This window comes from Bacillus sp. VT 712 (genome assembly GCF_001614195.1).
Lineage (GTDB): Bacteria > Bacillota > Bacilli > Bacillales > Bacillaceae_H > Priestia > Priestia flexa.
On the sequence record NZ_LWBK01000025.1, the window covers coordinates 21,612 to 45,663 of the forward strand.

A 24,052-nucleotide genomic window follows, 5' to 3' on the forward strand; every position below is an offset into this window, starting at 1 on the left:
ATAGTCTTGTAGAAAGGTGTGAATAAAATGAGTATTAATACGTATTTAATAAGGCTTTCCTTCATGATTATGTTGATATTTGGCGGTATATTTATTTTTCGCTATGTCAAAGCGAACGAATTACTGCTGGATTCGCTGCTCCCTTTTGCAGTAGCCTTTCTTTTACTACTTAGTTCCGTTATTTGGCGCAAAAAAATGAGACAAAGTGGAGATGTGTATATGAAAACTCATAATAGAACACCTGAAAATGAGCGAGAACAGCTGCGCCAAAAGGAATTAGAAAGTAATCCTGCCGGAAACTTATGAGATGCTATAGACCGTGCGCAAATTGGCACTTCTCCTAATGGAGCTGGAGGCTCGGACTGGAAAAGCACCGGAATTTCACTTATTGTTTTAATAACTGGATTCTTTGTAGTAGCCATCTTTCTTACCTAATGAGCGTGGAATTGTAGCAGATACGTATACTAAAAAACGTGTAGAGATGTCTCTACACGTTTTGCTTTGCTAGCATCTTTTTATAGGTTGATATCTTATGAGTTAACATCTCTTCTGTAATGATTAAGGTTTGAAGCTGCTCTTGGATAGCAAGGTGATGATTCTCTAAAAGTTCAAGGCGAGCTTGAGCTGTCTTATCCCCTTCTTCAAAGTTCTACGTCAGTGTATTTACAGAAGGCCTTGGCCAAGAACTTCAAGCAAAAGGTGCAAAAATGAAGGCAAAAGTGCTGGCACCAGCCGCTACTGAAACCGAGTTTGCTAATCGTGCTCGTGGAACAGCAGGATTTGACTATAAAGGTAATGTACCAAAATATCATACAGCAAAAGAGATGGCAGGCTTCTTATTAGATTTATATGACGGAGATAAAACTGTCGGTATTGTAGACGGGCACACGTATGAATTTGAGCTTCGTGATCCTATCTTTAACTATGCAGGAAATCGATAAGCAAACAAGCAGCTGAATGATTCAGCTGCTTTTATGTTAATAACTCACCGGATTCACCTACTAAACGTTTAATCATTCTTCTTCGTCATGAATAAGCGCTGCGTCGATATCACATAAAGGTGTTCCTAACATAAGACCAACAACATACACACCAATCTCTATTTCTTTACATCACCTGATTAGTACGAAGCTCTCCAATTTGAGACGATATCTTGAATCTTTCGCCTGCATATACTGAAATGACATATTCAAAAGGCTTATTGTTTGTAAGGTATGTCACCGTTTTAATTAACAGTAAAGGTGCATTCATTTCTAAATTTAAATAGTTTGCTTCTTGCTCATTTGCAAGCGTAGCTTCAACCGTTTGTTTCGCGTCACCGATTTTTACATTAAAATTCTTTTCAATAAAGCCATGTAGAGAATGCGTAATATTGTTGTCTAGCACGTAATCCCTATATTCTAGGGGCAAAAAAACCGTCTCTAGTGCTACTGGCACGTCATCTCCGTATCGTATCCTCTTTATGGATAACACTTTTGAATCATCCTTCAGCGCTAGGTTATGTTTGACAGATCTTGAAGCGGTAATTTCATCAATGGATAAAATAGTGCTGGTAGGAACCTTCCCCTTCTGATGCATTAATGAGGTAAAGCTCGTTGCTGCTACTAATTTTTGTTCAATCTTATTCTCAAGTACAAACGTTCCTACTCCTCTTTTCCTTGTCAAATAGCCTTCATCAACTAATTCTTGAATTCCTTGTCTCACAGTTAGTCGACTGACAGACAATAGCTTAGAAAGCGTGTTCTCGGATGGAATCGCACTTCCCGCTTGCCATTCTGTTGACATAATTTTTTCTTTTATCATTTCTTTAATTTGATAATAAAGAGGTGTAGAAGAGCTTTTATCAATCATAAAAACTCTCCTTTCACTCTGCCATAAGCTAATAAATAAGCATTATTCTCCACCGTCATTGTTGTATCAGTCCTTATTCTTTATACGACTGATTATACGATAAGAAGTGAGAAAGAAAAACCCTGTGGCTACTTATGAAATTAAAATATAGCTTCTCCCTCCTAAACCACCCATAATATTAAACAAGTAAACTATCCTAATATATTTTTCCAACCACAAGAATCTAATCCAATCGATAAATTCAAACAAAATACTTACCATTTTTTTAATACAAACAATGAGAGGGATTCTTCTTCATAAAGTTTAGTTATCACGGCTGTTACATTAACTGATGATAACAAACAGATATTTCAAGAAAGAAACGCTCCATTTGTAAAATAATTTTATTTTATTAACCTTGATATTTATGTACATTCAGAATATTTATAGACATTATTTTACAAGTGAAAATATTTACAAATTACTATTCAAATTAAAAAAAGTAAACATGTATTGCTGTCGTTTCACATATTTTAGTTAAAGGATTAAAACAATCCTGTTCATTTGAAGGGTCGTGAGGAGGAACTTATGAAAAGTCTAGGAATCGTACGAAAAGTAGATGAGTTAGGGCGCGTTGTCATTCCAGTTGAGATGAGAAGAGTGTTGGGAATTAACATAAAAGATCCTTTAGAAATCTTCGTAAAAGACGGCGAGCTTATGTTAAGGAAATTTGAGCTAGAAAATAAATGCCTTATAACAGGAGAAGTAACGCCAGAAAATAAGCAGTACGCAGAAGGTCTTATTTTAAGCCCATCTGGTGCCAGGCTTTTATTCGATCAACTAAAAGAAGATTGGGACATTTAACTTTAAAAAACTGCAAAATAGTAAACAAAAGCAAATCCCCCCTACTGTAAACACATTCGAATAGAGTGTGATTTTTTACAATAAAATATACATATTAAATACATCTTATCAATAAAAAACCTTTGTTAATTCCACAAATGTGCTAGTCTATTCCATCCAGTTCTTTCACTGACTTTATCAACTTTTCAGCTCTCCTCAAAATCTCCTCTTTCAACATAGTTTCTGTCAACTTTAAGTAGTTATCACCGTATAGAAAGTCATCAATTAAATCACTAATTTCTACAAATGATGCCAGTTGTTTTGGAGAATCTAACTCATATATGATGAGGGTAGACAAGTCGTATACCTTGTTGAAAAGATCATCTGACTGATTGATTAATTCTTCAAGCCTTTTGTATACAACATATGTGGTGCATTCTTGTTCAGTTGGTACTTTTAGTTCAAGCTCTTCCACAGCTCTTCGAAAATAGTGTTCCGCTTCAAAAATATTATAAGGTTTTTGAAGAGCAGCCAGAATATATAAAGATGTAGATTCATAGTCACTCTCTATCATAGAAAAAGCCCATGGCAAGTAATGTTCAGCAACTTTTACATTGTCTTGATAAATATGATAGTGCAACTCTAGCGTGTTCATACTGCTTTCTTTCCTATATCTTCAGCCAGCCGTAATAAATAACCGTCTGGATCCATAACCAAGAACTCTTGTTGTCCATAAAGTTTATCATCAACGCGATACCAGCTTTCTGTAAGTTTATACTTAATTGGATAATCATACTTTTTTAATCGACTGTAAATAAACTCAGCGTCGTCTACCATAATCTGAAAATTAATACCTCGCCCAAATGGATAAGCTAGCTCACCTGTATTCCAATATCCGTTTACCTGTTCAATCATGATTTCACACCCACCCAAGGTCAGCATGGCAAACTTGTCCTCTTTTCGTTCGTATTTTACCTTGAATGTTAACAAGTTGATGTAAAAGTTCAAGCTCTTCTCTATATTTGAAACTGATAGCTCAGGTGTTAGTTTAGAGCCTGTAAGCATATAAAGGCCTCCTTCCATTCAATGCTTTTTACTTGTATCGAAGCGTTCTGTTTTTTAATTACAGATTTTCATTTCCATACTTTAAGGTACTTCTTTTGATACTTCGCATCTGTTTCTATCTCTACTAGCTTTAGTGCCTGCTGCTTTAATTTTTCATCATTTGTTTCATCGTATAGATTTCGTAAGCCTTGAATGATATCAAAGCGAATAAGAGTGGCATTTTTTTCGCCTTCACATGTATGAAAGCGATCAACTAAGTGCTTGAGAACTAACTCTTTTTGTCCGTCTCCTGCTAAGCCCACTTTCCAGATTGCCTGTAGGGCGTGACGAGCCGTAACAAATTTTTCGTCCTTGGTTACTTTCCACAAGGAACCAAAATCAGTTAGTATTCGTTTTTCCTGATCACTTTTCGCAAGACCTGCAAGAATTTGAGCTCCTCTTGCTCTTTTATGGTTATCAGCATCTCCTAACCACCTCATTAACTCCTCCCACACTTCATAAGCCCAATCTACCGGTTCAGAAGTTGCGTTTAGAATTTCTTGAAAAGCTTCATACTGAAGGGCTTTATCAGCTGCTTCTAAGTTTTTAAAATGGCTGCTCATAGACTCGTTCATACTTTCCTCCATTGATACTATTTAAATTTATATGATTCATATATTTTACCATATGAAATCTCTCACCTCCTATCTATACATAAAAAAACTCCTTTTTAACCAACCTAAAATTCAGGAATAAATAGGAAAGGGTGAAAGAATGAATTTCATATGGTAATCGCTTATTTTAATCTTAACAGGTATACTTTTACTCAGGATAGCTGGACGTAAATCCATTGCTCAGATGACGCTAGCTCAAACCGTTGTAATGATTTCACTAGGAACTATTATCGTTCAGCCTATTGTCGAAAAAAGCATGTTTAAAGCAATTATAGGCGCTGCTGTTTTTGTACTAGCTATCTTGGTTTTAAAATACGTACAGGTGAAATCCAATGCGCTAGAAAAGTTCATTACAGGCAAACCAAAAGTTGTAATTGAAAATGGCCAGCTTAATTAAAAAAAACTGCGTTTAACCATTGATCAGCTTGAAATGCGGCTTCGTAATCAAGGCGTGGCAAAGCTAGAACACGTAAAATCTGCCACGATTGAACCCAATGGACAACTTGGCTATGAGCTAAAAGAATCGGAAAAGCCATTAACAATCGGAGAATTTAAAAACTTAATGAATCTTTATTTTCCTCATTTAGCTCAGCAGTTAGAGAACAGTCCATCTAGTGACACAGGAACTCAAAAGGATCTGTTTCAAGAGATTAACTATCCAAAAACGGATACCCCTCGTTATTTACAATGAGCTCTCATAAAAAATGCACCTCAGCTAATATTCTGAAGTGCATTTTTTATGGTTATTAACGCTTTACAACCGTTACGTATGAAAGTTTACTCACATTTCCAGCTGCATCTTTTGCCGTTACGTTTAAAAGAGTCCCTTTTTTCTGTGCAGCAATTTTCACGGAATACACGCCTTTAGAGTTAGCTTTCGCATAACCCAATCTGTTTTTACCGGCATTCACCGTTACCGTTGAGTTTGCTTCCGCTTTACCCGTTACTACTTTATCAGTTTCTTTTACTTTATTAACCGTTGGCTTTGCAGGTGGCGTCACATCAGCTTTTACAACTTTGACATAGGATAAGCTGCTGACATTTCCAGCTGCGTCTTTTGCCGTTACGTTTAGCGTCGTTCCTGCTTTTTGAATAGGAATACTAACAGAAAATGATCCGTTTGAGCTTGCTTTTACATAGCCAATTCGATTTTTACCAACGTTCACCGTTACCATTGAATTCGCTTCTGCTTTTCCTGTAATGACTTTATCATTATCATCAACTTGATTAACAATTGGCTTCGCAGGTGGCGTCACGTCAACGCTTGTCACTTTGACATAGGTCAAGCTGCTGACGTTTCCAGCTGCATCTTTTGCCGTTACGTTTAGCGTTGTTCCTACTTTTTGAGCTGGAATACTAACAGAGAACGATCCGCTCGCATTTGCTTTCGCATAGCCGATTCGATTTTTACCAACATTCACTGTTACCGTTGAGTTCACCTCCGCTTTTCCAGTGATTACTTTATCATTGTTAGTAACTTGATTCACTACTGGCTTTGCTGGCGCAACGTTATCAACAAACGCCGCTGACAAAATATAAATATCTTCTTCCGAATTATCATCAAGGTCATCGATATTATCAAAGTCAATAACTGGAACATAATAAGTACCAGCTTTGTTTACTTGATACACTTGCGTTTCAATCTCTTCGTCAAACTCGCTGCCTAAGTAGCTGACATTATTATTATCTTTATAATCTTTTTCGGTAACCGTAAAGCCTAAATCGATTGCAGGTGAAGAGGCACCTCCTGCTATAATGAATGCGCCGGCTGTAGGAACATTCACTTTATACATGTCCAAATCGTAAAGTGGTAAAAGCTGACCAATGACTGTGTTACCGTAAGACATTATATTTGCTGTATGAAAATCATCATTGGGCTCTGATTCAAAAACAATTTCTTCATTATCAAAGCTTACGCTTGATCGCTGAAGACTTTTTGCTGCTTTATTTGAAAATGGTGCTGGCATATTTAACGACTTCAAAACATCTGACTTTACCTCGTTTATTATTTCTGGCTTCACAATGTTTTTTTCTAGCTTTTTGCTAACCTCTGCCTGCTCTTCAATTGTTTTTTTTGATACATCATAATTATTCTCTTCTGCGTAACCTGTCCCCATCGATAACGAAGAAACCAATAAACCTGCAGTTAATGCTGTAACAACCTTCTTCTTACTCATCAAAAAATCCCCCTAAGTCCCATTCAGTTACTTTTTACTCACGACTATAATACTACTATTTTTCTAATAAAACTATTAATTTCTACATCTATTTTTCGACAAAATCTACTTTGGTTTGAATAAGGTCCGTTTAATTATAAGAATATTTAGATATACAATTATTTACATTTTTGTTATATAGCACTAATATTTAATGATATAACCTAGTCATAAAGAAAGGTGTTTTAATAGTGCAGGAACATTTGATTTTAACGCAACGTGCGCTGGCTTTACTTACAGATTACATATTGCCGATAGCTTTATTACGTCTGGATTACACCAAAAAGTCTTAGTTGTTACAGCTGAGACACTATCAAAAGTAACGGATTATGAAGACCGCTCTACCTGCATCCTATTTGGCAAAGAGGCAGCAGCGGTAAGCACGTGTATCGAACGAACTTATCCACAACGATGAACGAAGAGCAGCTTCAAACACCTGGTAAAATGCTTCAAAATGGACGCGAAGTGTACAAATGGGCTACCAGAACCGTTCCAGCAGGTATTGATTCGCTGTTACAGCAAACCAATCTTCAAAAAGAAAACATTGACTGGTTCGTCCCGCACAGTGCCAACTTGCGAATGATTGAGTCCATTTGCGAAAAAGCTGAGTTTCCGCGCGAAAAAATGCTAACGAGCGTCGAGTATTACGGCAACACATCAGCTGTTTCCATTCCACTCGCTTTGCAGCTCGCCTTAAAAAACACGCAACGAAAAACAACAGAAAAGCACAGCTATAAAAACAGCTGTGCTTTCTATATATCCAACGGACGTAAATTCGCTTCAATTTCTGCTCGACGCGGTTCTAAAAATGGCGGTAGAGCGAGCTTCTCTCCCATCGTTTCTTTGGGCTCGTCGGTCGCAAAGCCAGGCGTATCGGTTGAAAGTTCAAATAAGATACCGTTTGGCTCTCTAAAATAAATTGCTTTAAAATAGTAGCGTTCGACTTCGCCGGAGTGAGGAATACGAGCTTGCTTTAAGCGTTCAAGCCAGTAGCGGTATTCTTGCTCATTTGGGACACGAAACGCAACGTGATGAACGCCACCTCTTCCAAGCCTTGCTTTTGGCACCCCGGGTTCTTCTACAATATGTACTTCAGCTCCGCTTCCCCCTTCTCCTGTTGCATAAACTTTCATTGAATTATAAGATTTCACATGACGAAATCCCATAACGTTTGTTAGGATATCCGCTGTTAGCTTCGCTTCTGCAACTGTTAACGTAACCGGACCTAAGCCAATAATTGCATGCTTTTCTTCAATATCTTCTCGCTTCCATGGAACACCGGCACGTACACCTTTTTCTCCGTTATCTGCAACAAGCATCAGTCGTGTACCTTCGTAATCACGAAACGCAAGCGCGTTGCGACCTGCTTGGTTTGTCATCTCATCGTGATCGATTCCTAGCTCTTCAAAGCGTTGCTTCCAATAGTGAAGGGATTCCGTCGTCGGCACACGCAAGGATACGGTTGAAATATCCGTTGTTCCCGGGTAGGTTCTACCAAGGCCAGGAATATCAAAATAAGTGACTTCCGTTCCAGGTGTTCCTTCTGCATCTGCGTAAAACAGATGATATGACTGCGGGTTATCTTGATTAACCGTCTTTTTTACAAGACGCATTCCCAGTACGTTTGTAAAGAAGTCATAATTTTTTTCAGCTTTTCCCGTTAAAATTGAAACGTGATGTAGACCTAATAGTTCCATTACTTTCACGCCTTTCTATTCGTTCAGTTATTGAACAGCTTCTAGTTCTTTTTCTTTAATTAGTCTCCCCAACCTTGCATTGTAATTTCTGCCACCCTGTCCATGGTGAATATGACTATGACAAATTGGACAAAGGGCCGCAACTTGGTCCACTCTATTTAACCCGCTGTCGGTTAAGTGGTTGATGTGGTGAAGCTCTAGATATGGCATTCCTTTTTTATCTTTAAACGATGCTGGTGCACCGCATGATTCACACTTTCCGTTCGCTCGCGCTTTTATATACCGATGAAGGAAAGCTACCTTTTTCGTTAAGTTCTTTTCCTCATAGAATTTTTCTAACAGCTCTTCTTGTACCGTTGAGTTAATGCTAATTGCGTTCGCTTTCTCTTCTAATACATGGTTGGGTTTTAGTTCAAACATAATGGCTTCCCGAAAGCTTCCGTCTGCATCCCACATCAACTCAAGCTGATGGTTTACATACGTCATCTCATCTAAAAACTCAACAATTCCAGACTCTACGTACTGAAATAAATAGATGGTTTCACCGTTTGCTGCGTGTTCCATCACCGCTTTATTTCCTTTGATTAGCTGCATCGTACCACGCTGTCCTTCTCCAGTATAAAAGAAGGTTGTTTGGTCGTCGTTCCATCCATGAGAAGTACCGTATTCTTCACCGCTCATCTTTGTAAAAATAAAGATGTATGGGTATTCCTTTGGCGTTGAAATTTCACTTTGCTCCTGCCCTTTATAAAGGTCATGAATTTGCTTGCGGCGATATCGCTTTCCTCGTACAAAAGCCTCACCAAACTGTAAATCTGTAATCACAATTGTGCCCCCTGATGTAGATCTCTTTTCTTAGTTTTAGTGTACCATAAAAAAGCACAACTTGAGTTTAGTTGTGCTTAAAAAGGAGCGTCTTTCTTTGGACAATTATCGTTTTAAAAAAGGTTTATATACTAAGAGTTATTGATCTTCCACCTCTACTAAAAAAACTCTTTCGTTAAAGCCACCTTTCTCATCTGCTTTTTGCTGACGCACATGTTCCAGCTGCTGAGGAGTTGCGCCGTTTAATGCAGCAAGCGCATAAACAACTTCTAGTAAATCCGCAAGCTCTTCTACTGCCTCGTGCTCCGTTTTGGCTTCCTTATATTCGCTCCATTCTTCTTCAGCTTTTTTCTTTAGTTCCTTTTTGTATTCATCAATAGTTAGGTTGCTTGTTGTATACTTCTTTCCGCTTTGTTCGATAATCTGCGGAATGTAATCACGGACTAGCTTATTATAAGCAGGCATTTGCTCGGCTCCTTTCCTCTAAATGATATGACTAATTATACTAAAAGGTGGAAATAAGGTGTAGTAAAGTGAATCGTTATGAATGGTATATTTTCTCTATTATGCCATTGACAAAATAAGAACTAATGTTCTAATGTTGAAATAGATGGAAAGGATGGTTATGTATGAGACCTAAACTGAATCAACACATTAAGACAAAAGAATTTCTCAGCTATTATTGGTTAAAGAAAGAACTACAAGGTTTTTGCCACGACCACCACATCCCCAGAAGTGGCTCCAAAGCAGAATTAACAGAGCGAATTCATCTCTTTTTGCAAACTGGAGAAATAAAACGTCCTGTTCATAAAAAGACGGGTGCTCCTAACGGTAACAAGTTAGAAGAACTGAGTCTTGACACTGTTATTACAAAACACCATCGCTGTAGCCAAAGCGTACGGACATTTTTCAAAACTATCATTCCAAACTTTCATTTTTCAACCTATATCCAAAACTACTTTAAACAGAACAGTGGCAAGACATATCGTGATGTTGTGACGGCCTGGTATGAAGAAGAAAGCCGAAAAAAAGATCCTTCCTATCAGCGAGAAATTGGAGCCCAGTTTGAATATAACCAGTTTACAAGAGATTTCTTTGCAGACCCAACCAACAAAGGGAAAAGCCGTGCAGATGCAATTGCAGCGTGGCGTGCAGTAAAAGAACAGCCTGGAGCTCGAACATATAAAAGAAAAAACTAGGCACCGTACATGCCTAGTTTTCTACTACATTATGAAAGTCGTTTTGAAATAAAAAAGGAAATTGTTGCTGCTAGCATTGCTACTACAAGCGGAAACATATAAGTACTTTCACCAAAGGTAACCGTGCTTCCTAACGTTCCAACTTCTTCCGTCAAGCCTGGCTCATACAGCATCGTTAACAGCATACCACTACCTACTTGCAATACAAGCATTAACATTACAAAGCTAGCAATGAAGGCTATGTAATTTTTCAATGAATCCCCCCCCTTTATTTCTATTACGAACGACCATCCAAAAAGTTTCATTTTATGGAAAATAAAAGAAATTATTCTTCATTATTGTTCTTCAACAAACTTTGAATATAAAGAGCATCTTCCACAGGAATTGTAGAATAGTCAACCTCATCCCACGTCTCACCCGTACGTTCCGCTATAACAGCTCCCTTATCGTTTAGCCAAAGACGAGACTCAACTAATAATGCCGATTGCTTTGGACTATTAAATGCTACGTAAAGATCCGGATTGTTTATATCTACATCCGCAGTATCAATGCTTTCTCGGTGAGCGTAAATCAGTGATAAGTTATCAACAGCAGCTTGATTTTCTAAGTCCGTAATGACCTTTTGAACGTCTGTCTCTCCGTCCTTCCCGTCGCCAATCCAGATTTCCCGAGTGACTTGATCAGACGTGGATTTTCCAAATACGTATCCTCCTAGAAAAAGTAAAAGCGCACCTATTATAATGGCAAATGGCTTGAAGTATCCTTTCACACAATAACCTCCTACAGTACTAATGAGTTTAGTATATCATTATTTTTATAAAATTCGTTATTTTCTTCCTTTTAGCATCTTATTCACCAAAGTTCCCCCTAACGCTTCCATAAAAAAAACTCTCTGAAGCAGAGAGGCTTTAAACGATAACAACAAATAAACTAAATAGCGCAATTGGAGCTACAAAAAATCCAAGTACATGCTTCCAATGATATGGCGTCTTTTTAAATGCCAATAAGCGATCCACAATAAAGAAAAAAAGCAGCATCGGGATGAAAAAAAGTGATAAAACAAAATGTAAAGCACCCGTAATCCACCACTTGTACTTACCTTCCCAGCGATTTGTAATCGTTTGCGCAATTAGCTCTACCACAAAAGAGGTTAAGATAACAGCTGACCCTACAATAAAAAAGTAGTACCCAAGCGCGAAAAAACTCCCTTCTTTCTTAAACTCCTGAATAAAGTTAAGGATAGTAAAGTCAGCTGGCTTATCCGCAGGTATAATCGCCGTGACAAACGCTAAGACACTAATGGCAACAACCATGATTAGTCCTGCAATAAGCTTACGACTAATTAAATAGCCCATCGACTTTACAGATGAGGTTTCATTCATATATTCGTTCCTTCCTTATGTATCTTCTCTACTTTAATAAGTAGCAACATACAGCCTAAGCTGAAATATTTTACTAAAAGTGTATGAAACAACCTGTCAAAAGTCAATGAAAAACGTCCTATCCACTAGGAATAGAACGTTTTTCATTGACTTTTACTTCTCAACAACTGGATTTGACTGAGCTACTCGCTTTCCTACTGTTAACGATAAGACGAAACAAACGAATAAAACGATGGCCGCTGCTACATATGGAAAGTTGATATCAATATCAAATAAAATCCCTGCAACAAGAGGTCCTGCAATGTTTCCTAAACTTGTGTAAGCAGAATTTAAGCCGGCTACGTAGCCCTGCTGTTCTTGAGCAAGTTTTGACATTTGTGTACTAATAGCTGGTCGTAAAATATCGATTGCTAAAAACAGCGTAAACGTTACGACAACAATCAACCAGTATGCATGCGTGAACAAAGTTAAAAGTACGAATAAGCCTGCTACAAACAGACAGATTGAAATAACCCTTTTCTCACCAAACTTATTGACAATCCACCCAAAAATAGTGAGCTGAACAACAGCTCCTGCAATGGAACCAAACGTGATAATAAATGCTATATCTTTTGGCGTAAAGCCGAATTTACGATCTACAAATAAACCAAATACCGTCTCATAATTCGCTAAGCCAAACGAAGCAACAAACACAATAATTAAGCTTAAAAAGTACGGTTCCTTATACGAATTACGTAACTGTGTAAATAAGCTCTGCTTTTCTGTTTGAAGTGGGTCAGCCTTCACGCGTTCTTCCATTGGTGATTCAGGCAGAACAAATAAGGTAAGTAAGGCTGCGAAAACTCCTGCAACAGCTGCTGAATAAAACGGGACTCGCATGCCAAATTCAGCAATGAATCCACCGATTCCAGGGCCGATGATAAAGCCTGTTGTGATTGCTGCATTAATATACCCCATTCCTGTTGCGCGCTCTTTTGGCGTCGTAATATCAGCTGTATAAGCCATAACGGCTGGCATAATTAATGCTGCACTAATTCCGCCCAGCATACGAGCGCCAAACAATAGCGCCGGTGCATTGGCAATTCCAAATAGCCACTCTGACACGGCAAAGATCAACATACCGGTAACGATCATTTTTTTACGCCCAAAAGAGTCCGATAATCTCCCTGCAACAGGTGAAAAGATAAACTGTGTTAACGAAAATGCAGCGACAAGCATTCCAACGATACTTCCGCTAATTTGAAGCTCAATCATATAAGTTGGCATAATGGGAATTACAAGACCTATTCCCATAAACACCAAAAAGATGTTAAGCATTAAAAGCAGCATGGCTCCTTTATTTCTTAACAGTAGTGACATAAATAACCCTCCAACTTTCTCCTATATTCTCCATAAAACACGAAAACTATTTTTGTTTTTTTAGTTTTTATCGACCGATAAAAGAGACTGACTCCCATGAAAACAAGAGATATGCCAGACTCTGTCGTATGCGCTCTATTTTAAAGTTCCGATTTTACCTTACTTGTTAAAAGGCCGTGCAATAGCATATCAACAATCGTATCGAGCGCATCTGATACGGTTAATCGATTTTCTAAAAAAAAGCTTCGATCTAAAGTCGAATTCACAGCGTCGATGATTACCTTCATCATTAAATCAAGATTTCGATTTACAATAATTCCTTCTTCTATTCCTTGCTTTATGAGCTCTCTCAGTGAGTCCCACTGGTTCAAAGCCACATTTAACTGCTCCCACTGTGCTGGGTAGTAGCGCTTCATCTGCTCAATGATACATAAGTCATAGAAGTCATTATACTCTGGAATAACGGTAATAACTCGCTTGATTTTGTCCACCAAAGATAGATTTTCATTATTTACAATCGCTTCGGTTTTCTGATCAAAATCCTGTAGCGTTTGAGTGATAATGGTATCTAAAATCTCTACTTTGGACGAGAAATGTTCGTACAGCGTCCGTTTACTAATGCCTAGCCTTTTGGCTAAGTCATCCATTGTAAATTTCATTCCTTTATGATGAATCTCTTCGATAAATGCCTGCATAATTCGCTCTTTCATTATCAGTCCTCCTCGTGATAAACTCATAAAACATTTTTAGTTTTTCTATTTTCTCATTCTATCTCACTTCTCATATAAGTACAAGAAAAAAACCTACTTGCTGAAATAAGCAAGTAGGTTTTCTCTTAACAAATCGAATCGTTTGGTTTTGGATTCTTTAATCCGAACAATGGTCGAATAAATAAGGCTAGCGTTGTTCCTAACATTGCCATAACCATCCATACCCAACCGTGTAAGCTAAACGATGCGATTCCTCCAAAATAAGCACCAATGTTACAACCAAATGCTAAGCGAGAACCATAGCCCATTAATAGGCCACCTACAACTGCTGCTCCTGCAACTCCTGGCTTAATTTTACCAGGCTTGAACGTTCCTTGAGCTGCCGCTGAGATAAACGCGCCTAAAATAATGCCAAAGTTCATTACGCTTGTAGAGTCGGCAAGAACCGTTTGCGTTAACGCTTGACCATTCGCTCCTTGGAAATAACCCCAAGTCGAAACATCAATTCCTGTTGCCATTAACGCTTTACCACCCCATAAAGCAAATGCTGACGTAATGCCCCAAGGGTTACCGCGTACTGTTAGCGTTAGAGCATTTAAAAGTGCTAAGATAATTGCTGCCGCAAATAATGGCCAAGAACCACGAATAACTTTCTTCCATCCTGTTGTTGTTGGAAGCTGCTTCATCATTGGCGGATTTTTCTTTTTAGCAAGCTGAACTGTAATCCAGTAAATAACTGCAAATGCCACCATTTGAACAACCCATGCACCGAAATAGCCAAGCCCAGTTGATTCAGCTAACGAAATTGGTTGGAACGATGGCATATCCTCCATCCAAAATGTAAAGTGATACGCTGCAAGTAGTGAACCTCCAATGAATGAAACGAGCGTAATGATCATAGAAGACGAACCGCCACCAAGATTATAAAGAGTACCTGATGCACATCCGTTTCCTAGCTGCATTCCAATTCCGAATAAAAATGCTCCTACCACCACACTCACGCCTACTGGTGACACATAACCTGCCGGTGTCGTACCGGTAAAGCTAAACCCAGTGCTTAAAATAATAGCAAACAGCGTGGAAGCTACTGCTAGCATAAGCATATGTGCCTGTAAACCTTGTACGTTTCCGACCGACATTAATCGTCTAAACGCTGAAGTAAAACCAAATCGTGCATATAGTAACGTCGCGCCAAGAGCGAGACCGATAATAAATAATACACCTTGTGTCCAATTTGTTGTGTTTACAATCGCTGTTAGTAACACGACCGAAATTAAAATTCCGACAATAACTAACGGCTTTTGCATTGGACTAAGCTCCGTAACAACCGTTGTGCGAGCTGAATTAGTATGCTTAGAAGTTTGTACAGTTGTTGATGCCATGATATACACCTCATATCTTATAGATTTAGTAAGAATTGAACTTTTTTTATCGTACAACATATCTTTTATCCTGTAAACCTCTTTGCTCTCTTTTCATCGAAAGAGTTGATTTTCAGTGCTTCATCCATTATTTTTAAAACTAGGTGATAAAAGTGAAAGTAGAAAAGCTGAAAAAAACGCTAACAACTGTAGGTATTGTAATTTTTGTTTTAATGTTTATCGTGAACTTAATTATTACAAAAGGAGCCATTGTGGACACGCTAATTCGCATGTCTTCTCTTATCATTCTCTTGCCTATTTTTTTATTTTTCGTCTATCAAATGGGGAAGACACACTATAAACGTTTGGAACAAGAAGAAAACGAGTAGGGAACTCCCTACTCGTCAATCTACAAAAATCCGGAAACGTATATTTTATGGTTTACTTTGAATGATTCTCCTAATTTAAATAATTTGACTATCTTTTTGGTCTTCTTTTCTTTTTCTCCATGTATTTTCCATCTGTTCAAGCGTTTTTCCTTTCGTTTCCGGAACAAGCTTCCAGACAAATAAAGCAGAAAGTACACTCATCAAACCATAAAAACCATATGTTAATCCTCCACTATACTCCATCATTGTAGGGTATGTAGAGGAAATAAAATAGTTAGCCGCCCATTGAACTGCTACAGCGATTGCTACAGCGATAGCTACAGCTCGGCCTCTAATTTTATTAGGAAAAATCTCCGAAATCAGCACCCAGCATATTGGTCCCCATGACATCATAAATGAAGCTGTATAAATAATAATAAATATAAGTGTCCCTATTCCAATCATATTAGAAAATGCCATACTTGATACACCAAACATTCCAATAGACATTCCAATTGAACCTACTATTAATAAGGGCTTTCTCCCCCATCGATCAACTGTTAAAATTGCAATAATTGTAAAAACAACATTCACTAATCCCATAATAATGGTTTGCAACATTGAAGAATCTTTAGCAGCTCCCATACTTTCAAAAATACGTGGGGCATAATATAAAGCTACATTTATACCTACAAATTGTTGAAAAACAGAAAGTAGTATTCCTACAATAATCACCAATTTCCCATAGGCGAATAACTTTTGAGAAGAAGCATTCATTGTAATAGTTTGTTTGATATCCATCAAAATGGCTTTTGCTTCTGAAAAAGCTTTACTAGCTTCTTTTTCTTCTGTAGAAGAAAAAAATGAAAAAAATTTGGTACGAAAAGAAATTATTGAACGTGCAAATAAAAATGATGTGGATGCCTTAAGTGCACTACAAAACTTTGGATTCTATATTAGTATTGGCATCACTAACATTCTCAATACTTTTGACACACAAGCCATTATTCTAAGGAATAATATTATCGAATCTCACCCGATTGTGTTAAACACCATTAAAAATGAAGTTGCTTCTAGGGTACATTCTCATTTAGAAAATACATGTGAACTACTCCCCTCTTCATTAGAAAAAAATGCACCTGCATTAGGTGCTGTCTCAATTGTTATTAATCATTTCTTAAATGTTCAAAACGAGTAGGGAATTTTCCCTACTCATTTATTATTAGATAGACTGATACACTTTTCCTGAAAACTGTGGTAACCAATCACCATGTGCTTCAATCAAATCGTCACATAGTAAAACAATATCATCCATTGATAGTTCAGCACTTGTATGAGGGTCTAACATTGCAGCTTGGTAGATATGCTCACGCTTTTTGGTCACTGCTGCTTCGATTGTTAAAAGTTGCGTATTGATATTTGTACGATTAAGCGCTGCTAGTTGCTCTGGTAGCTCTCCGATATAACCTGGAATAATACCGCTACGATCAACGATACACGGGACTTCTACGCACGCTTTTTGTGGCAGGTTACTAATTAAACCACCTGTGTTTAATACGTTGCCTGCAAACTTAAATGGCGTATTCGTTTCCATCGCTTCAATGATACGTGAACCATATTCATGAGAGCGCGTGTGCGTGAGATTTCTGTTATGAACAAGCTCTTCTCGCATCGTTTCCCATTGGCTAATTTGCTCTTCGCATCGTCTTGGGTATTCATCAAGCGGAATGTTAAATTGGTCGATTAAACCTGGATAGTTGTTCTTAATAAAATATGGGTGATACTCTGCGTTATGTTCAGACGACTCCGTAATATAATAACCAAACTTGTCCATAAGCTCGAAACGCACCATATCATTATGCTTTATTTTTTGCTTTTCACGAGCACGGCGCTTAATTTCAGGATATAAGTCTTTTCCATCCCGCTTTACTTCTAATAGCCATGCCATATGATTAATACCTGCGATTTTTTCTTCAATTCCTTCGTGATCCATTTCAAGCGCCTTAAATAAATCTTTGGTACATACCTGTACGCTATGACAAAGCCCGACCGCCTGAATATCCGTATAGCGTAACATCGCACCCGTTAAAGTAGCCATTGGATTTGTGTAATTTAAAAACAGCGCATCCGGGCAGACTTCTTCCATATCTTTTGCAAAATCAAGCATCACTGGAATGGTGCGCAGAGATCTAAAGATACCACCAATGCCAACCGTGTCACCAATCGTTTGGCGAAGACCATATTTCTTTGGAATATCAAAATCAATTACCGTACTTGGTTTATATCCCCCTACCTGTATGGCATTGATTACGTACTTTGCGCCTTTAAGCGCTTCTTTTCGATTAAGGTACGATTTAACCGTCACGTTGATTTTATAGTTTTCTTTTAGGTTATTAAGCATGTTTTCTGAATCCTTTAAACGCTGCTCGTCGATATCATATAAGGCAAATTCAAATCCTGCCAAAGCCGGAACAAACATGCAGTCTCCTAAAATATTTTTGGCGAATACTGTACTTCCTGCACCGATAAACGTAATTTTTGTCATTAATTCTCTCCCTCTCTTTTCATCATTTAGCCTTTAACAGATCCCGAAGCTAAGCCGGCAATAAAATATTTTTGTAGAAGTAAAAATAAAATTGTCATCGGCAGCATAGCGATTAAAGCTGCTGCTCCTACTAAGCTCAAATTATGCTGATTTTGTGCAAAGAAACTGGCAAGCGTAACCGTTAATGTATGCATTTCTTTATCTTGCAAGAAGAAAATCGCAAACTGATAATCGTTCCAAATATACACGCATGAAATGATTAAAACAGACGCCGTCACTGGCTTTAACAGTGGGAAGACGATGCGGAAAAAGATACCTAACGTACTTGCTCCATCAATTTTCGCTGCTTCTTCGAGCTCTTTTGAAATCGTCGAGCGAATGAATCCTGCATATAGAAAGATTGTTAATGGTAAAAATGCTGCCACATTGTTTAAGATAGCAATTTGGTATGTGTTCATCATCCCCATGTTAACCACCATTTTGTAAAGGGGAACAAGTGCTGTTAGCGGGGGGATGACCATAATTCCAATAAAGATAAAGTAGACGTATTTATTTAGCTTTGTTTGACGACGTGCTAGTGGATAAGCAGCGAGCGAACCTAATACAATAAGTAAAACGGCTGAGCAAAACGTAATAATAACCGTATTTAAGAACGCTGTACCAAGTCCTGCTTGACTCCACGCATCAGCAAAATTTTGAACATTGGGCTGTGATGGAAATACCCACTTTGAACTGAAGTCTCCCGCTGGTTTAAGCGATGTTGTCACAAGAATATAGAACGGCACAATATGAAAGATGGTGATCACAACAGCCAAAACTGTAAGCCGTCTTTTTTTCTTCTTATTCGTGTAATCAATCATGCTTCTGTCTCCTTCCTCTTAAAGTAAATCAATGCTCCGATGCTAATAATTAAAATAATCACAGCCATAAATACACCCTGCGTTGCAGCGTAACCTGCGTCTTGTCGTTTAAAGTATAAATCATACATAAACGTTGACATAGATTGTGATGCATCTCCAGGCCCCCCGCCTGTTAAGGCAACAATTACGTCAAACAACTTTAGTCCTCCAATAATATTTAAAACAACGTTAATTGTAATAGACGGCATTAGTAAAGGAAGAGTAATCGTTTTAAACTGCTGCCAACCAGAAGCACCATCTAACTGAGCTGCTTCATAATAATCTTTTGAAATCCCTTGAAGTCCCGCAAGATAAATAATCATCGCAATCCCAACAAACTGATACGTATTAACAAATACAATGATCCATGGATTCAAACTTGCATTCCCTAGTGCGTTAACCGGTTCATACCCAAAGAGCATCAGCACATCATTCAGCGCTCCACCTTGAAATGAGAAGAAAAAGTACCAAATGTATCCCATAATAATCGGGCTAATAATAACCGGTAAATAAACAATCGTACGCGTGAATGTTTTCATTCGAATACTTTGATTCAACAAAAGTGCATACAACAAGCCCAGTATATTCTGAAAAATTGTACTTCCAATTCCGTACAATAGCGTATTTTTCACAACCAGCCACGTTGTTGGATCCGCTAGTAACCTCTGATACTGTTCAACTCCAATCCAATCATATGTTTGCGAAAAACCATTCCAGTTTGTAAACGAAAGCTGGATGCCATTAATGAATGGATAAATAATAAACAGCGTAACAATGACAAGCCCAGGTAAGTACATCCACCATAAAGATGATTCTTTTTTGAGCTTAGTTGACTTTTTTTTCTTTATAACTGAAGTAGACTCTTTGGGTAGCCGCTCGTTTCTTACTAATTCGCTCATAACCTCACTCCTATTTCAGCTAGATGCAGTTTGCAGAAAGCAGCACAATTAAGCACTGCTTTCCCTAACTTTTTACTGCTTTCGCAAGCGGTTATACTCTTCTTCCATTTTCTTAGAAAGCTGTTTTGCTGTAAGCGTTCCAGCTAATAGCTCTTGACCTGTTGTTGACATCACAGACCACATACCGCTTGGTAAGTACTTACGATCAAAGTATGGCTCTACCTTTACTTCTTCATATTGCTTATAAAACTCTGAGTAGTAGTTATCTGCTTCCGCATTTTTTAATGCTGCTGTAGAAGATGTGCCTTCAGCTATTTTCTTTACATTTTCCGGCTTAGCCGCAAATTCAATAAATTCCTTTGCCTCGTCTAGGTTTTTAGAATCTTTCCATGCTGCTAGTGTAAAGCGCTCGCCGCCAATCCAACTTTGTGCATCCCCTTTATGAACAGCTGGTACAGGAATTGTTCCAACCTTTACTTCAGGATTTAGTTCTGTTGCATCAGGACCTAAGGAGCCTCCTACGAATGTAAACGCAATTTTATCTTGTGCCATAAGCTCCGTTACCTGGGATTGTTTCGCTGTTAATACATCTTTGTTGAGTAAATCTTTTTTCTTTAAATCGACCATCAACTCTCCTAGCTGATCGTATTTTGACCAGTTGAAGCTTCCATCTAACAGCTCGTCTCCATGTCCATTCTCTTTGTCAGTAATAAGATATGGCGTAGCGATTTGGTCAAAGATTTGCGCAATATTTCCGTTTTCTCCTCCAGGAATCCAAAGCGGTACGACATCACCTTTGCTTTTGTTTTTTACTACTTCTAATGCTTTCACAAACTCATCCATTGTTTGTGGTGGTTTAATTCCGTATTGTTCTAGTAGTTTCACATTATAGCTAATCCCATCTTTAGCTTGATTTAACGGGTAAGCGTACACCTTGCCGCTTTCATCTTTTAAAATTTGATCAAGCGCAGGATCTAAGTCTTTCACCCAATTCATGTCTTTTAAATCTGCAACATATTCACCGTATCGAAGCTGTGACCAACCGTGCGTATCAAATAAATCCGGCATGTCGTTGGCACCCATCTTCACACGAAGCATATCCTCATATCCGTTTCCAGGAAAGTTTGCTTCAATCGCTATATCAGGATTTTCCTTTTCAAAATCTGCAATTACGCTTTCTAATGCTGCTCTTTCTCCTTTATTACTCATTGTGGAAAACAGTGTTAGTGTGACTTTACCACCATCACCAGAAGAAGCTCCTTTGCTTCCACACCCCGCCGCAAATACCGCAAAAACCATAAACAAAATTAACAAACGCGTCACGTTCTTCATGTGCTCCTCCTACACGTTATTTATTTAGAATTTTCTGATTAATTAGGATAAAACGGTTTTATTGCCAGAAAATAAAAAAGTAAGTATAATAGGCTTCTATATGTTTTATTTGAGGTTAAAAACCCCTAGATAAGAAGGACTGCCATCTTGCTTGTTCCGCTTTATCTGCCAATAAAACGGAAGCATTTGCTCTAGGTTTTTTAATCTCTTTTTTTTATGTGTTTTTTACTTTCGATTTCTTCTCCCCCTTACAATCATTTACGTTCCAATAAGGCTCGTGCATCACCTCCTTTCAGTTATACTGTTTACGCCCCGCTAGCCATTCGTTTCATTGTTAAACCACAGCTATCTCGAATTACTAATTTTGTAGGTGCCGTCACCTTTAGCGGAATCTTGCGCCCATTTATTCGATCCATTAGTAAGTTGACCGCTAACTGGCCCATCTGCTCCGTGTAGACCTTGACCGTGGTTAGAGGCGTACTCGTAAATTCTGCAACATCTACATCGTTAAAGCTTACAATCGCAACATCTTCTGGCACTTTACGATTCGCTTTTTGAAGAGCTCGCATTGCGCCAATCGCCATTGAATCGCTCGCTATGAAAAAGGCTTCTGGCAAATTTCCTTGTTTAATCGCTTTCTCCATTAACTCATACCCTTGAGCCATGGCGAATTCACCAATATGAACATCGCTAGAACAAAACATTCCTTTTTTCTCTAGTATTTTTTCAAATGTTGTTTGGCGCTTATCTTCAATAACCTGATTTCCGTTTATAAAATGTTCTCGTTCACGTCCTCCGATGTAGCCAATACGCTGATAACCTAACTGTATTAAATGCTCAAGCGCACTTTCCGTTGCGCGTTCAAAATCGCTGATGACTGAATCATATGTATTTTCATCCGCTAAGTGATTGACAAAGATAATATTGTCGAGATGATTACTAACAGTTTGAATCGTCTCAGCACTAATGCGCCCGACAACAATTAAACCATCTAGGTCATGAAGCACTTCTTCTCGATGCATGCTTTTTAGACGAAACATTCGATTTGTTAAAATTCCTCTCTCTATGCAAGCATTCTCAATTCCGTGTCGTATAGATGAAAAGAAGGGGTCTGCCAGCTCTTCTTCAACAGTTTGGGCAAACATAATACCAATACGGGGAGTAAGATTTGCATCTCCCGTCTCTCCTTTACGCGCTCTTACGGGTGTATAATTCAATGCTTTTGCAGCTTTTAAAACTCGACTTCTGGTTTCATCAGAAACAGAAAGTGTGTGATCATTGTTTAACACCCTAGATGCGGTGGTGCTTGAAACTTTTGCAGCAGTTGCTACCTCTTTTAACGTGGTCATATACACTACCTCACTACATGTGTTTTTTTACTTATTTTTCAGTAAATTTTACCTCGATAAATGAAGAATAACATATAGATAAAGCGCTTTCAATATATTTTTTTGAAATTCTCACACTAACGTCGCATAAATATTGACTGAATTTTCTGTTTTCTTATTTTTCCGTTTGAGAAGAAAAATGAAGACACGTGAACAGAGGTAGTAATCATCCATTTTTTCACTATAACCTTTGGCGAGGGCGACAGAGACGGTTAAACCTTTACGGGACAGCTCTTCCTGCTATTTTTCGAATCCAAATGTGTGCGGATTTCCACGGTGCTGCTTTTAACAACCGACTAATTTGTAAGTACGTCCGTGAACTGTTTGTACCCAACTGAGCCAGTACGTTTAAACAGTAGACAATCATCGCGATGTACACTTGATTATGGACAGCTTGTTCGCTTTGTCCGTAGAACTTTTTGATGTTCAAGTGTTGTTTCATCCACTTGAAAAACAGCTCGATTGCCCAGCGTGATTTGTACAGTTCAGCGAGTTCATCCGCATTTAAGTCGAAACGATTCGTGATGAGGTGCAGCTCATTCCCTTTTGAATCCATCACTTTCAGTAGTCGAAACTCATTACCAGCCCGACTTTGTGCTGTGCCCAAAGAAATCATTTCATCTGATAAAACAGTTGAATTTTTTGGCAGGTGAAATTTCTCGATTTGATGTGTAACGGCGTTTTTTCGTAAGCGTGAGACAAAGAAATACCCGTCGTCTGTCATGCGGTCAAATCGCTCATAATCTAAGTAACCACGATCAAAAACGTACATGCATTCTTTGTCGTCAACGAGTACCTCTAGCTGGCCACGATCGTGTTCTTTCGCATTTGTCAGCACCGCATTATCAGGATAGGAACAGCCTTTTTCTGCGTAAACAAGGCGCAAATGAAGCTTGATACCTGATTTTGTTTTGCGAAACTCCGCCCATTTGTGATTATTCAAATTGAGTGGCAACGTACTCGAATCAATGATTTTCAGCGGTGTTGTCGTTTTCCGGCGCTGCTCATAATGTGATTTCTCGTGAATTTGGGCAACTAAATCCAAAAATACCTGTTGGAACACTTTAGTCGGCACTTGATTTAATCGGCGTCCGAGCTGCGAAAAGCTAATCGCTTCTAAATGCGTCGCTTTTTGAAGGTCGTCAGAAAATAATGTCTCACTGACTGCACGCAGACTCTCGGTTTCGTTGAGTTGTGCGAATACGAGTAATTTCAAGAATGAAGCAATGTACAGCTTCTTTGTATAGGAATTTAATTGATAGCTTTCAACCAATTCCTCGAGTTTTGTGGAGAAAATCGGTGAAAACCATTGTTCAAATGATGTTTTTCGTGTAAACTTATCCATGCTTATTGTCCTTTATTTTGGATTTGGATGGTTTATTACCACCCAACCATTATAAAGGATTTTTTTGTGCATGAATAATATTGCAGAAAATTCAGATTTATAAAGGGCTTTGAATTATTTTAATGCGACGCTAGTG

The 24,052-nt window shown here is 38.3% G+C and carries 23 protein-coding genes and 6 pseudogenes; 8 read left to right on the forward strand and 21 right to left on the reverse strand.

Annotation, left to right across the window (positions count from 1 at the left end; all coding sequences use genetic code 11):
• The first annotated feature begins 69 nt into the window (after nucleotides 1-69).
• Together A2U94_RS22235 and A2U94_RS13185 are read left to right on the forward strand one after the other, a co-directional pair.
• Nucleotides 70-435 (forward strand): annotated as a pseudogene (locus tag A2U94_RS22235) (DUF6366 family protein).
• Nucleotides 436-641: 206 nt separating this feature from the next.
• Nucleotides 642-941 (forward strand): annotated as a pseudogene (locus A2U94_RS13185) (SDR family NAD(P)-dependent oxidoreductase); the annotation flags it as partial.
• 166 nt (nucleotides 942-1,107) lie between these two features.
• Here the strand turns inward: A2U94_RS13185 and A2U94_RS13190 are convergent.
• Nucleotides 1,108-1,851: a GntR family transcriptional regulator gene (locus tag A2U94_RS13190; RefSeq protein WP_062686704.1), complete on the reverse strand. Its 744-nt coding sequence runs from the start codon at nucleotides 1,849-1,851 to the stop codon at nucleotides 1,108-1,110.
• A gap of 567 nt (nucleotides 1,852-2,418) precedes the next feature.
• Here A2U94_RS13190 and A2U94_RS13195 point away from each other — a divergent pair.
• Nucleotides 2,419-2,694 carry an AbrB/MazE/SpoVT family DNA-binding domain-containing protein gene (locus A2U94_RS13195; protein ID WP_062954612.1) on the forward strand — a complete coding sequence of 92 codons (276 nt, stop codon included), beginning with the start codon at nucleotides 2,419-2,421 and terminating at the stop codon, nucleotides 2,692-2,694.
• Between the two features lie 142 nt (nucleotides 2,695-2,836).
• On the opposite strand, the gene A2U94_RS13200 is transcribed toward A2U94_RS13195, so the two are convergent.
• The 3 genes from A2U94_RS13200 to A2U94_RS13210 all read right to left on the reverse strand — a co-directional run bounded on the left by A2U94_RS13200 (nucleotide 2,837) and on the right by A2U94_RS13210 (nucleotide 4,352).
• A complete protein-coding gene (locus A2U94_RS13200; RefSeq protein WP_062954614.1) occupies nucleotides 2,837-3,328 on the reverse strand; it encodes a hypothetical protein in 492 nt (163 codons plus the stop codon).
• Nucleotides 3,325-3,738, reverse strand: coding sequence for a bleomycin resistance protein (locus A2U94_RS13205; protein WP_061784938.1), 414 nt, complete (start codon nucleotides 3,736-3,738; stop codon nucleotides 3,325-3,327). The genes A2U94_RS13200 and A2U94_RS13205 overlap by 4 nt, the downstream gene beginning before the upstream one ends.
• A 68-nt stretch (nucleotides 3,739-3,806) precedes the next feature.
• A complete protein-coding gene (locus tag A2U94_RS13210; protein ID WP_061784937.1) occupies nucleotides 3,807-4,352 on the reverse strand; it encodes a hypothetical protein in 546 nt (181 codons plus the stop codon).
• A 163-nt stretch (nucleotides 4,353-4,515) separates the two neighbouring features.
• Here A2U94_RS13210 and A2U94_RS20730 point away from each other — a divergent pair.
• Nucleotides 4,516-5,082 (forward strand): annotated as a pseudogene (locus tag A2U94_RS20730) (DUF421 domain-containing protein).
• A 55-nt stretch (nucleotides 5,083-5,137) separates the two neighbouring features.
• Here A2U94_RS20730 and A2U94_RS13225 read toward each other — a convergent pair.
• Complete coding sequence (locus A2U94_RS13225; protein WP_064484041.1) at nucleotides 5,138-6,568, reverse strand: Ig-like domain-containing protein; 1,431 nt, start codon at nucleotides 6,566-6,568, stop codon at nucleotides 5,138-5,140.
• Nucleotides 6,569-6,809: 241 nt separating this feature from the next.
• Between A2U94_RS13225 and A2U94_RS20735 the strand changes: the two are divergent.
• A pseudogene (locus A2U94_RS20735) lies at nucleotides 6,810-7,306 on the forward strand (3-oxoacyl-[acyl-carrier-protein] synthase III C-terminal domain-containing protein); the annotation flags it as partial.
• A 53-nt stretch (nucleotides 7,307-7,359) separates the two neighbouring features.
• Here the strand turns inward: A2U94_RS20735 and A2U94_RS13230 are convergent.
• The 3 genes from A2U94_RS13230 to A2U94_RS13240 all read right to left on the reverse strand — a co-directional run bounded on the left by A2U94_RS13230 (nucleotide 7,360) and on the right by A2U94_RS13240 (nucleotide 9,594).
• Nucleotides 7,360-8,304 (reverse strand): ring-cleaving dioxygenase, encoded by a 945-nt coding sequence (locus A2U94_RS13230; RefSeq protein ID WP_062686708.1) that lies wholly within the window; start codon nucleotides 8,302-8,304, stop codon nucleotides 7,360-7,362.
• Nucleotides 8,305-8,331: 27 nt separating this feature from the next.
• Nucleotides 8,332-9,129: an HNH endonuclease signature motif containing protein gene (locus tag A2U94_RS13235; protein WP_025911837.1), complete on the reverse strand. Its 798-nt coding sequence runs from the start codon at nucleotides 9,127-9,129 to the stop codon at nucleotides 8,332-8,334.
• 138 nt (nucleotides 9,130-9,267) lie between these two features.
• Nucleotides 9,268-9,594 (reverse strand): nucleoside triphosphate pyrophosphohydrolase, encoded by a 327-nt coding sequence (locus A2U94_RS13240; RefSeq protein ID WP_025911836.1) that lies wholly within the window; start codon nucleotides 9,592-9,594, stop codon nucleotides 9,268-9,270.
• Between the two features lie 164 nt (nucleotides 9,595-9,758).
• On the opposite strand from A2U94_RS13240, the gene A2U94_RS13245 reads away from it, so the two are divergent.
• Nucleotides 9,759-10,328, forward strand: coding sequence for a DUF6434 domain-containing protein (locus A2U94_RS13245; protein WP_025911835.1), 570 nt, complete (start codon nucleotides 9,759-9,761; stop codon nucleotides 10,326-10,328).
• A gap of 29 nt (nucleotides 10,329-10,357) precedes the next feature.
• Here the strand turns inward: A2U94_RS13245 and A2U94_RS13250 are convergent, their stop codons facing one another.
• The 6 genes from A2U94_RS13250 to A2U94_RS13275 form a co-directional block, all read right to left on the reverse strand.
• Complete coding sequence (locus A2U94_RS13250; RefSeq protein ID WP_025911834.1) at nucleotides 10,358-10,582, reverse strand: hypothetical protein; 225 nt, start codon at nucleotides 10,580-10,582, stop codon at nucleotides 10,358-10,360.
• A 71-nt stretch (nucleotides 10,583-10,653) separates the two neighbouring features.
• Nucleotides 10,654-11,097 carry a hypothetical protein gene (locus A2U94_RS13255; RefSeq protein WP_025911833.1) on the reverse strand — a complete coding sequence of 148 codons (444 nt, stop codon included), beginning with the start codon at nucleotides 11,095-11,097 and terminating at the stop codon, nucleotides 10,654-10,656.
• Between the two features lie 139 nt (nucleotides 11,098-11,236).
• Nucleotides 11,237-11,710 (reverse strand): hypothetical protein, encoded by a 474-nt coding sequence (locus A2U94_RS13260; protein ID WP_025911832.1) that lies wholly within the window; start codon nucleotides 11,708-11,710, stop codon nucleotides 11,237-11,239.
• Between the two features lie 153 nt (nucleotides 11,711-11,863).
• Nucleotides 11,864-13,069 carry an MFS transporter gene (locus tag A2U94_RS13265; protein ID WP_025911831.1) on the reverse strand — a complete coding sequence of 402 codons (1,206 nt, stop codon included), beginning with the start codon at nucleotides 13,067-13,069 and terminating at the stop codon, nucleotides 11,864-11,866.
• Nucleotides 13,070-13,209: 140 nt separating this feature from the next.
• Nucleotides 13,210-13,779: a TetR/AcrR family transcriptional regulator gene (locus A2U94_RS13270; protein WP_025911830.1), complete on the reverse strand. Its 570-nt coding sequence runs from the start codon at nucleotides 13,777-13,779 to the stop codon at nucleotides 13,210-13,212.
• Between the two features lie 125 nt (nucleotides 13,780-13,904).
• Nucleotides 13,905-15,161, reverse strand: a complete 1,257-nt coding sequence (locus tag A2U94_RS13275) for a YeeE/YedE family protein (protein WP_025911829.1) — start codon at nucleotides 15,159-15,161, stop codon at nucleotides 13,905-13,907.
• Between the two features lie 152 nt (nucleotides 15,162-15,313).
• Between A2U94_RS13275 and A2U94_RS13280 the strand changes: the two genes are divergently transcribed.
• Nucleotides 15,314-15,529: a hypothetical protein gene (locus A2U94_RS13280; RefSeq protein ID WP_061784931.1), complete on the forward strand. Its 216-nt coding sequence runs from the start codon at nucleotides 15,314-15,316 to the stop codon at nucleotides 15,527-15,529.
• 75 nt (nucleotides 15,530-15,604) lie between these two features.
• On the opposite strand, the pseudogene A2U94_RS13285 reads toward A2U94_RS13280, so the two are convergent.
• Nucleotides 15,605-16,330: pseudogene (locus A2U94_RS13285) on the reverse strand (MFS transporter); the annotation flags it as partial.
• Between A2U94_RS13285 and A2U94_RS13290 the strand changes: the two are divergent.
• Nucleotides 16,320-16,706: pseudogene (locus tag A2U94_RS13290) on the forward strand (ROK family protein); the annotation flags it as partial. The pseudogenes A2U94_RS13285 and A2U94_RS13290 sit on opposite strands and share 11 nt — an antisense overlap.
• 24 nt (nucleotides 16,707-16,730) lie before the next feature.
• Here A2U94_RS13290 and A2U94_RS13295 read toward each other — a convergent pair.
• From A2U94_RS13295 to A2U94_RS13320, 6 genes are all read right to left on the reverse strand, one after another.
• A complete protein-coding gene (locus A2U94_RS13295) occupies nucleotides 16,731-18,053 on the reverse strand; it encodes an alpha-glucosidase/alpha-galactosidase (RefSeq protein ID WP_025911825.1) in 1,323 nt (440 codons plus the stop codon).
• A 26-nt stretch (nucleotides 18,054-18,079) separates the two neighbouring features.
• On the reverse strand, nucleotides 18,080-18,913 hold the full coding sequence (locus tag A2U94_RS13300; RefSeq protein ID WP_502686068.1) for a carbohydrate ABC transporter permease: 834 nt from the start codon (nucleotides 18,911-18,913) through the stop codon (nucleotides 18,080-18,082).
• Nucleotides 18,910-19,749 (reverse strand): carbohydrate ABC transporter permease, encoded by an 840-nt coding sequence (locus tag A2U94_RS13305; protein ID WP_374699988.1) that lies wholly within the window; start codon nucleotides 19,747-19,749, stop codon nucleotides 18,910-18,912. The genes A2U94_RS13300 and A2U94_RS13305 overlap by 4 nt, the downstream gene beginning before the upstream one ends.
• 174 nt (nucleotides 19,750-19,923) lie before the next feature.
• A complete protein-coding gene (locus A2U94_RS13310; protein WP_062954620.1) occupies nucleotides 19,924-21,183 on the reverse strand; it encodes an ABC transporter substrate-binding protein in 1,260 nt (419 codons plus the stop codon).
• A gap of 305 nt (nucleotides 21,184-21,488) precedes the next feature.
• Nucleotides 21,489-22,532: a LacI family DNA-binding transcriptional regulator gene (locus A2U94_RS13315; RefSeq protein ID WP_062954622.1), complete on the reverse strand. Its 1,044-nt coding sequence runs from the start codon at nucleotides 22,530-22,532 to the stop codon at nucleotides 21,489-21,491.
• A gap of 259 nt (nucleotides 22,533-22,791) precedes the next feature.
• Complete coding sequence (locus tag A2U94_RS13320; protein WP_062954624.1) at nucleotides 22,792-23,916, reverse strand: IS4 family transposase; 1,125 nt, start codon at nucleotides 23,914-23,916, stop codon at nucleotides 22,792-22,794.
• Nucleotides 23,917-24,052: the final 136 nt, after the last annotated feature.

Bases quoted from the DNA above. Each gene is read 5' to 3' on its own strand.
- A2U94_RS13275 (WP_025911829.1), bottom strand. From the start codon at position 15,161: ATGGCATCAACAACTGTACAAACTTCTAAGCATACTAATTCAGCTCGC.
- A2U94_RS13320 (WP_062954624.1), bottom strand. From the start codon at position 23,916: ATGGATAAGTTTACACGAAAAACATCATTTGAACAATGGTTTTCACCG.
- A2U94_RS13245 (WP_025911835.1), top strand. From the start codon at position 9,759: ATGAGACCTAAACTGAATCAACACATTAAGACAAAAGAATTTCTCAGC.
- A2U94_RS13270 (WP_025911830.1), bottom strand. From the start codon at position 13,779: ATGAAAGAGCGAATTATGCAGGCATTTATCGAAGAGATTCATCATAAA.
- A2U94_RS13300 (WP_502686068.1), bottom strand. From the start codon at position 18,913: ATGATTGATTACACGAATAAGAAGAAAAAAAGACGGCTTACAGTTTTG.
- A2U94_RS13295 (WP_025911825.1), bottom strand. From the start codon at position 18,053: ATGACAAAAATTACGTTTATCGGTGCAGGAAGTACAGTATTCGCCAAA.
- A2U94_RS13195 (WP_062954612.1), top strand. From the start codon at position 2,419: ATGAAAAGTCTAGGAATCGTACGAAAAGTAGATGAGTTAGGGCGCGTT.
- A2U94_RS13210 (WP_061784937.1), bottom strand. From the start codon at position 4,352: ATGAACGAGTCTATGAGCAGCCATTTTAAAAACTTAGAAGCAGCTGAT.
- A2U94_RS13225 (WP_064484041.1), bottom strand. From the start codon at position 6,568: ATGAGTAAGAAGAAGGTTGTTACAGCATTAACTGCAGGTTTATTGGTT.
- A2U94_RS13190 (WP_062686704.1), bottom strand. From the start codon at position 1,851: ATGATTGATAAAAGCTCTTCTACACCTCTTTATTATCAAATTAAAGAA.
- A2U94_RS13315 (WP_062954622.1), bottom strand. From the start codon at position 22,532: ATGACCACGTTAAAAGAGGTAGCAACTGCTGCAAAAGTTTCAAGCACC.
- A2U94_RS13305 (WP_374699988.1), bottom strand. From the start codon at position 19,749: ATGTACTTACCTGGGCTTGTCATTGTTACGCTGTTTATTATTTATCCA.
- A2U94_RS13230 (WP_062686708.1), bottom strand. From the start codon at position 8,304: ATGGAACTATTAGGTCTACATCACGTTTCAATTTTAACGGGAAAAGCT.
- A2U94_RS13200 (WP_062954614.1), bottom strand. From the start codon at position 3,328: ATGAACACGCTAGAGTTGCACTATCATATTTATCAAGACAATGTAAAA.
- A2U94_RS13260 (WP_025911832.1), bottom strand. From the start codon at position 11,710: ATGAATGAAACCTCATCTGTAAAGTCGATGGGCTATTTAATTAGTCGT.
- A2U94_RS13205 (WP_061784938.1), bottom strand. From the start codon at position 3,738: ATGCTTACAGGCTCTAAACTAACACCTGAGCTATCAGTTTCAAATATA.
- A2U94_RS13310 (WP_062954620.1), bottom strand. From the start codon at position 21,183: ATGAAGAACGTGACGCGTTTGTTAATTTTGTTTATGGTTTTTGCGGTA.
- A2U94_RS13240 (WP_025911836.1), bottom strand. From the start codon at position 9,594: ATGCCTGCTTATAATAAGCTAGTCCGTGATTACATTCCGCAGATTATC.
- A2U94_RS13265 (WP_025911831.1), bottom strand. From the start codon at position 13,069: ATGTCACTACTGTTAAGAAATAAAGGAGCCATGCTGCTTTTAATGCTT.